This window comes from Sphingomonas bacterium (assembly GCF_903643065.1).
Classification (GTDB): Bacteria; Pseudomonadota; Alphaproteobacteria; order Sphingomonadales; family Sphingomonadaceae; genus Sphingomonas.
The window spans coordinates 1-4,037 of record NZ_CAHJWX010000269.1; the positions used below are offsets into that span (position 1 = coordinate 1).

Genomic DNA, 4,037 nt, shown 5'->3' on the forward strand with positions numbered 1-4,037 from the left:
CGCGGCCGGCCCGTCATCGCGATGACCCCGCGCGGGACCCCGCTGACCCAGGCCCGCGTGCGCCGGCTCGCCGCCGGCCCGGGCGTCACGCTGATCTGCGGGCGGTTCGAGGGTTTTGACGAGCGGCTGTTCGCGGCGCGCGTGGTGGAGCCGGTGTCGGTCGGCGATTACGTCCTGTCCGGCGGCGAGGTCGCGGCGCTGGTGCTGCTCGACGCTTGCGTCCGGCTGTTGCCCGGCGTAATGGGCGCCCCCATCAGCGGGGATGACGAGAGCTTCGAGACGGGGCTGCTCGAACACCCGCATTATACCCGACCGGTCGAATGGGAGGGGCATGTGATCCCCGAAGCCCTGCGATCTGGGGATCACGCGCGGATCGCCGCCTGGCGCCTGGCGCGGGCGGCGGCCGACACAAGGTCAAGGCGACCGGACCTGTGGGAGCGTCACCGGGACGCTCGGGTCCCGTCGCCCTCTGGCGCGCAGGACGAGACGAGAGACGATCGATGAACCTGATCCAGCAGCTCGAAGCCGAGCAGATCGCCAAGCTGAGCGCCGTGCGCACCATTCCCGAGTTCCGCCCCGGCGACACGCTGAAGGTTGGCGTCAAGGTGATCGAGGGCGATCGCACGCGGGTTCAGGCTTATGAGGGCGTTTGCATCGGGCGGGCGAACAAGGGCATGGGCTCGTCGTTCACCGTGCGCAAGATCAGCTTTGGCGAAGGCGTCGAGCGCGTGTTTCCGCTCTACTCGCCGTCGATCGACTCGATCGAGGTGGTGCGCAAGGGCGCCGTTCGCCGCGCCAAGCTGTATTACCTGCGGGGCCGCACCGGTAAGTCGGCGCGCATCGCCGAGCGCCGCGACACCCGCCCCGCCAAGGGCACCGTCGCCGCCGAATAGCATCCGTCGTCCCCGCTTGCCGCCAGCTGTATTAGTCGGCTAGGACGGTGAGCGGGGGGACGTGACCATGAACGAACTGGTGATGACCACCGCGGTGGCCGATCCGGCGGAGCCGGACGGCGCGCCGCGACTGGCGGTGCTCGATATCCTGCGCGGGATCGCGATCCTGGGCATCCTGTTCATGAACATCAACGACATGGGCGGGCCGATGATGGCGAGCGACCCGCGTCCGCTCGGCTGGACGGGGGCGGATCAGGCGGCGTGGTGGCTGCGCGAGGTGCTGGCGAACGGCACGGCGCGTTGCCTGCTGGAGATGCTGTTCGGCGTCGGCATGGTGATCCTGACCGATCGTGCCGCGATCAGGATGGGCGAGGCGCGCGTGCTGCGCGGCTATGCGTTTCGCAACCTCGTGCTGTTCGGCTTTGGGCTGGTCCATGTCTTCGTCCTGCTCTGGCCGGGCGAGATCCTGCACACCTATGGCCTGGCGGCGCTGGTCGCGATGCTGTTCCGCCGGCTGAAGCCCAGGACCCTGCTGTCGATCGGGCTGCTGCTGGCGACGGTGCAGCTGGTCGGGGCGGGCATCGGGCTGACGCTCACGGCGCGGCAATATAGCGACGGGGTGGCGCTGCACGCCCGGCAGGCGGCCTCCCGTCCGCTCACCGAGCCCGAGCGCAAGCGCCTGCGCGCCTATGACAAGCGGATCGCGGCGCACGCGAAGGATCGAGCGGATGACCAGCGCGAGGTCGACCACGAAGACCAGGCACGCGCCGGCACCGCCGCGAGCTGGGCCGGGGCCGCGTGGCACGACATCATCTATTTCGAGAGGACCGGGGTCGAGATCGGCGCGATCTGGGAAGCGGCGGGGACGATGCTGATCGGGGCGGCGCTGTTCCGATGGGGCATCATCCAGGGCCGGCGATCCCGGCGCTTCTACGTGGTGGCGACCATCGTCGCCTATGCCATCGGCCTGTCGCTGCGCGCGGGTGACGCATGGGCCACCACGCGCTTCGACCATTGGCCCTACCTGATCGACGCGACCGGCGAATATGCGCGCCTGGCCACGACGCTGGGGCATCTGTCGCTCGTCAACCTGCTGCTGACGACGACCGCCGGCGTCCGGCTGCTGCGGCCCCTGATCGCGGCGGGTCGCACCGCGCTGACGATCTATGTCGCGCAGACGCTGATCTGCCTGTGGGTGATCTACCCGCCCTGGGGGCTGCGGCTTTATCACCAGCAGGGCTGGGCGTCGCTGATGCTGACCGCCGCTGCGATCGACGCGGCGCTGCTGGTCGGCGCGAACGCCTGGGTTCGCCGGTTCGACATCGCGCCGGTGGAATGGGCGTGGCGCTCGATCCTGGCGGGGCGGCGGCTGGCGTGGCGGCGTGGGGCTCGCGCGCTACCGGCGTGAGCGGGCGCCGCGCCGACCGTGCATGTTCATGCCGCGCGAGACAGCCATGTCCCGTCCCGAAATGTCAGACGCCACCCCTTTTCTCCTCACCATGACGAACCATTCCGGTACAATATGCTTGACTCCGCGTCGTTGATGTGGACATATCACGAACGGGCGGGGAGCAAGCGGGATGCCATCGAGAAAGCGCAGTGACCGCCCGATCGGGCCCGCCGGCAGCATCGTCAGGCCCGGGTCAGCTGGACCGCGGCTGGTCAACAGCCGTGGACTGCGCTGGACCGATGCGGCCGAGGCGAAGTTCCTCGACGCGCTGGCGGCGAGCTGCAACGTCAGCCATGCCGCCCGGGACGCCGGCTTTGGCGGTTATACCGTGTACCGGCGCCGGCGGGTCGACCCAGCGTTCGCGGAGCGTTGGCAAGTCGCGTTGACGATCGGCTATGGCCGGCTGGAAGAACTGTTGCTGCAACGCGCGACGGAGATGCTGGACGGGCATGCGATCGACCCGGACACGCCGATGCCGCCCGTCAACTTCCGCGACGCGCTGACGCTGCTGGCCCAGCATCGAGCGACGGTGACGGGCCCGCCCGTGCAGGGCAAGACCCGGCGAGCGCGCGTGCGCGGGCTGGACGAGGTACGCGCGTCCATCCTGGCCAAGCTGGAAGCGATCGAGGCGAAGCGTCGCAAGGAGGTGGCCGCAAGGTCCGACGATCCGGCCGGTGGTTCGAGCGATCGGCCGACGGCTGGAGGGAACGATGGCGGCGAAGCGTAAGCCGCTACTGGCGCCCGATCTCGATCCGATCGCCTATCTGCGAGCCCTGCCAGATCATCTTCGCCGGGAGGCGCTGGCCCTGCTCGGCGAACAGGAAAGCGAGGCCATCGACCATGCCTGGCGACACTGGGCGCATGACGGCCAGGTCGCGCCGGCGGGTGACTGGGCGACGTGGGTGCTGATCGCCGGACGCGGATTCGGCAAGACGCTGGCGGGGACACGCTGGCTGATCGAGCAGGTGGGCGGGGACACGCCGCTCGCCATCGCGCTGGTCGGCGCGACGCGCGAGGAGGCGCGGCGGGTCATGGTGGAGGGGAATAGCGGCTTGCTGACGGTGGGCGAGCCATGGATCACAAGCTGGGAGCCGAGTCATGGACGGCTCGTCTTCACCAACGGCTCGCACGCGACCATCTTCTCCGGCGCGTCGCCCGATCGCCTGCGTGGGCCGGAGCATCATCTGGCCTGGTGCGACGAACTCGCGAAGTGGAAGAAGGCGCGCGAGACGTGGGAGATGCTGCAGATGACGCTGCGGCTGGGCGACCGCCCGCGCACGCTGGTGACGACGACGCCACGGCCGGGCCCGGTCCTGCGCGCGATCATGGCCGAGCAGGGAACGACCGTGACGCGCGGCCGGACGGCGAACAACCCGCACAGCTCGGCGGCGTGGCGCGCGCGGATGGACGCGCTGTATGGCGGGACGCGGCTGGGCCGGCAGGAGCTGGACGGCGAGCTGCTGCCCGAGGCGGGGGCGCTATGGTCGCCGGCGCTGATCGAGCGGTGCCGCGCGCGCGACGCCGTGCCGTCCATGACGCGGACGCTGATCGCGGTCGATCCACCCGTGGGCGACGGCACCTGCGGCATCGTCGCGGTCGGGCGCGCCGGGGTGACGCCCGGGACGGTGGCGCATGTGCTGGCGGACCACAGCGTGACCGCGCGCTCCCCGGAAGGCTGGGCGCGCGCGGTCGCG

The 4,037-nt window shown here is 70.4% G+C and carries 5 protein-coding genes; all 5 read left to right on the forward strand.

The features are described 5' to 3' along the window. Window positions 1–504: tRNA (guanosine(37)-N1)-methyltransferase TrmD (locus tag HUU95_RS10095; protein ID WP_174279994.1), on the forward strand; the 504-nt coding region annotated here is incomplete at its 5' end. Next, window positions 501–893 (forward strand): 50S ribosomal protein L19, encoded by a 393-nt coding sequence (gene rplS, locus HUU95_RS10100; protein WP_174279995.1) that lies wholly within the window; start codon window positions 501–503, stop codon window positions 891–893. The genes HUU95_RS10095 and rplS, both read left to right, overlap by 4 nt. A 67-nt stretch (window positions 894–960) precedes the next feature. Then, the gene (locus HUU95_RS10105; RefSeq protein WP_174279996.1) at window positions 961–2,301 is read left to right on the forward strand and encodes a DUF418 domain-containing protein; all 1,341 of its coding nucleotides are present in this window, start codon (window positions 961–963) and stop codon (window positions 2,299–2,301) included. A 172-nt stretch (window positions 2,302–2,473) separates the two neighbouring features. Then, window positions 2,474–3,070, forward strand: coding sequence for a hypothetical protein (locus tag HUU95_RS10110; RefSeq protein ID WP_174279997.1), 597 nt, complete (start codon window positions 2,474–2,476; stop codon window positions 3,068–3,070). Beyond that, window positions 3,054–4,037: terminase large subunit domain-containing protein (locus HUU95_RS10115; RefSeq protein ID WP_174279998.1), on the forward strand; the 984-nt coding region annotated here is incomplete at its 3' end. The genes HUU95_RS10110 and HUU95_RS10115, both read left to right, overlap by 17 nt.